The organism is Paenibacillus sp. NN59, from assembly GCF_057597225.1.
Genome location: NZ_CP199678.1, coordinates 4,666,331 through 4,670,243 on the forward strand (window position 1 = coordinate 4,666,331; position 3,913 = coordinate 4,670,243).

The 3,913-nt window shown below is 45.7% G+C and carries 5 protein-coding genes; all 5 read right to left on the bottom strand.

Features of this window, described 5'->3' with window-relative positions; genetic code table 11:
- Positions 1-11: 11 nt before the first annotated feature.
- The 5 genes from ACT89M_RS20485 to ACT89M_RS20505 are packed head-to-tail and all read right to left on the bottom strand — an operon-like array spanning position 12 to position 3,881.
- Positions 12-776 carry a thioesterase II family protein gene (locus ACT89M_RS20485; protein WP_154887951.1) on the bottom strand — a complete coding sequence of 255 codons (765 nt, stop codon included), beginning with the start codon at positions 774-776 and terminating at the stop codon, positions 12-14.
- 25 nt (positions 777-801) lie between these two features.
- Entirely contained in the window at positions 802-1,686 is an 885-nt protein-coding gene (locus ACT89M_RS20490; protein ID WP_186811628.1) for a hypothetical protein, read from the bottom strand.
- On the bottom strand, positions 1,683-1,946 hold the full coding sequence (locus tag ACT89M_RS20495) for an acyl carrier protein (protein WP_090914983.1): 264 nt from the start codon (positions 1,944-1,946) through the stop codon (positions 1,683-1,685). Before ACT89M_RS20495 ends, ACT89M_RS20490 begins: the two co-directional genes overlap by 4 nt.
- Before the next feature lie 15 nt (positions 1,947-1,961).
- A complete protein-coding gene (locus ACT89M_RS20500; protein WP_154887949.1) occupies positions 1,962-3,011 on the bottom strand; it encodes an HAD-IIIC family phosphatase in 1,050 nt (349 codons plus the stop codon).
- A gap of 18 nt (positions 3,012-3,029) precedes the next feature.
- Complete coding sequence (locus ACT89M_RS20505) at positions 3,030-3,881, bottom strand: 3-hydroxyacyl-CoA dehydrogenase family protein (RefSeq protein ID WP_090914987.1); 852 nt, start codon at positions 3,879-3,881, stop codon at positions 3,030-3,032.
- Between the last annotated feature and the right edge of the window lie 32 nt (positions 3,882-3,913).

The following is a 3,913-nucleotide window of genomic DNA, read 5'->3' on the forward strand; positions in this document are numbered from 1 at the left end:
CATGGCTCCTCTCATCTATCTACTATGTTCAGTCGTTCTACTTCTGGAGTCATAAAGCTTGTCAGATAATGCGCCACTGTTGAAGGGTGGTGCATGATGAACATATGTGTCCCCTCTCGAATGGTCTGAAGCTTCATCGGTACATCAAAATATCGTTCCCATTTGAGCGCTGACTGAAGGGGAACGGCATTGTCCCGTTCTCCCCACAGAAACAGCACTGGCAGTGAAAGAGGCTGACATTCAAGTGTCGCTGCGGATTCCAGCATGCGAAAATCTGCCCGAATTACAGGCATGAAATACTGCAAAAGTTCTTTTTCGTGGATGAGCTCTTTCGGTAGACCGTCATAGGAAAAAAGGTGATCAATCAGATGCTCATCAGACATCTGATCATAACGGTTCAATCCACATTCAGCAGGCGTATTGCAGGCGGATAACACAAGACGCAATGTCTCAGCTACATCTGGAAGCTCCTGTTGTAACCGCTGAGCAACATAATAAGCTGTAATTCCGCCCAAGCTGTGCCCAAACAACGTTGCACCAGATTTAATTATAGGCAACAGTTCGTTCGTATAGAGCTCTACAAGTTGTTGCATATGTTCCAGAGGCTCTTCCGAATTCATCCCGTGACCGGGAGGTGTAAATGCCCATATTTCCGTATCCGGAAGGTGAGATATTAAAGGATAAAAACTCCGAGAGTGTCCACCCAGATAAGGAAAACAGATCACCTGCCTGTTCCCCCTGCCCTTCTGCAGTCGTTCAAGATAAGTCTGTGCCATCACTCCATCACCACCGTTAATTGCTTTATTTCGCGTCTAGAACATATGCAGGAAATGTCTGGAGCGTTGTGTCAACTTTTTTGCGTTTAAAGACGATATGAATGATAATTGCCGAGGTTACGAAAAAGAAAAATTGCATGATCTGTACTTGCGGATTGAAGTAATACAGATCGATCTGACTTCCTGTAGCAACAAGCCAGAAAGCCAAAAGGTAAAATAACAGCGTACCTCTGGTAGCATTGAAGATGTAGCTCTGAAATACGATAAACGCCATAAGCTGCACCACGTAGTATATGTATGTGGTTGAGGTGCCAAAAGATGAAATCAGATAACCCGGAAGCACCCATAGTCCAAACAGGAATCCTGTAATCAGACCACTTGTTACATTGTTTTTCAACTTGCCTTGCAAGAAGGGAAGTAAGAATCCAATCCAGCCAAATAAACCGCCGATGAGCCCCGTCTCCTTGAACAAGTTCAAAATGCCAAGCCAGATCATTTCCGGTACACTATATGTCAGATCGGGGACCGGTATGCCGAATAGCAGGGAGCCAAAATGCATCGATGAAGCAAATACGATGGAAATACCGATAATTACAGGAATCCAGAACAGATCTTTTTTTCGCGGAACCAGCTTCAAGAACATGCCTTTCAGCGCGTCTTTGCCACCCATTAAATAACATGTAATCAATCCGGCAATGGAAGGAGAGTACAGAGCAACGATAGCTAACGGATGCATCAGATGCAGTTCACCAGTGATTGGTACAATAAAATCAGGAAAGAACATGAACAAGCTGGCAATACCATAACAAGTACCGAAGGACATCGCCAGAAACAGGTACATATACTTATTGGAAGGACTGGCTGCCGGGCTAGACACTGGACGAACAGATGACTGATTGGCTGTTATCATCGTGCCACCTCCTTGGCAGCAAGCTTTCTCTCAATGAGATCATGCAAACGGTTAATGGTACTGAAATTGGCCAAGTCCAGATCATCATTTCCGATCTCAATCTGGAATCTGCGCTCTACAAAATCCACTAAACGCATCGCAAAGAGTGAGTTGACAAATCTCATTTCAAAATAGTTGTCGTTGTCGCTAATTTGAGCGTCCTCATGTTCCATGGTAAGATTGTTTCCAATAAACTCTCGAATTTCCTGACGATAATCCACTGCTCTTCCCCCTTGTTATTGATGTTGTCTTTCAGGCACACAAACTTCAATATAGTCCGGAAACTCCACAACCTGCTTCAGATCATGCGAAAAGACGATCTTTCCGTCAGGATCTGCAGACAGCTGTGTAAAACCAGCAAAACGATAGCTGATATTCATCATCCGGTTTCTCCCGGTTTCTCTGAAATCAGCAAGCATCTGCTTACCCTGTTGCCTCGCTTCACGCATAATATAAGTGAGCAATACACTTCCTGCCCCCCTTGACATGACGCGGCATGACATCAGCAACATGTTCAGTCTCCATATATCCGGCTGCTTATGAATAAGCGCGAGCCCGATCTTTCCATATGTTCCGTACTTGTCTTCAAGTTCACACACCAATAGCAAGTAATCCTGTGAAGTCATCAACTGATGTAGTTCCTCATAACTGTAAGTGATCCCTGTAGCATTCAACTGATTGGTACGAACCGTGAGTTCTTCCGCTCGCTGAAGATCATCCTCTGTCGCTTCATAGATCGTAAACTTCATACCAAGTGAAGCCAGAAACTTCTCCGAAGGACCTTCATACTGTTCTTCCGCCTGCTTTCGAAGTGTATCTGCCTGATACATCTGTCTTCTGCGGGAAGAGTCTGCTGTAATAAAGCGAGGCATCAGTCTCGGATCATTCAGCATCGTCTCATAGTGATCTGCATGAAGAACCTGAACATCCGCATGTACACTTTTCACTTCCTCCAGTTCAAAAGGCTGGTCGTCCACAAACAAGATGGCATCCATTCCGATATTGATGTTCTGCTGAATACGCTGAATGGATATGGACTTCGCATCCCAATGAATCTCGGGGTATAAAAAATACTCGGCAATGCCCAATTCGGTAAGTTTGGCCCAAGCCAGCTCTGCGTCATTTTTACTGGCAATGGAGTGCAGTATTCCGCGGCGGTCTAATTGTTCAATCACCTCCTTTATGCGCGCCCTTAGCTTCACATCTCCGGATTCAAGTAAGACTCCATCCCAGATCGTGTGATCCAGATCCCATACGACACATTTGATATCCTTCAACCTCTCCATGGTCATGCCTCCCTTTCGTTAATAGGCATAGAACCCTTGCCCCGTCTTGCGTCCCCAGTGTCCAGCATCCACCATTTTCTGCAATAGCGGACAACAGCGGAATTTGGGGTCCTGATAACTGTCGTACAGCACTTTAAGCGAATGCACAACGGTATCGAGACCGATCAGATCTGCTGTTTCCAGCGGGCCCATCTGATAACTAAACCCCTTTTTCATAATGGCATCGACCTGCTCAGCTGTAGCGATACCATCCTGCACAATAAAGGCTGCTTCATTCATTAACAAATGCGAGAGTCGGTTCGATACAAAACCCGGCAGATCCTCGATGACGACCGGATTTTTGCCGAGAGACTCCAGAAACGCTACCATCTCTTGCTCTGTCTCAGGTGTTGTATGATGCCCTTTGATCACCTCCACCATCGATTTAACCGGAACCGGATTCATCAGATGTACACCTATGGCGCGTCTTGGATCAGGTAAAAAGGAGGCCAGCTTGGTTACTGAAATACAGCTTGTATTCAACGCGTAAAGAGCATCTGGACGGGCCTTTTGACTCAAACGCGCATAAACTTCCTTTTTGGACTCTATATTTTCGGTCACATTTTCAATAATGACGTTAGCCTCTTCCACACCTTCGTCCTGTATTTGGAACGAAATTCGATCCATGATGATATCGAGCGGGACCTCACCGTATCCTTGTTTCAAGAAACAGGCTGAACGGTATTCACGACGTATGACATCAGGTGCCTGAAGGATCACGGACTCTGAATGATCCTGCAAAATGACCCGATACCCCGCTCTGGCAACATCCAGTGCTGTAGCACATCCCATAACGCCTGCGCCAATGATTGCAATGAGCTGATTATGCATACCTAACCTCACTTCCTATTGATCTGGCGGTA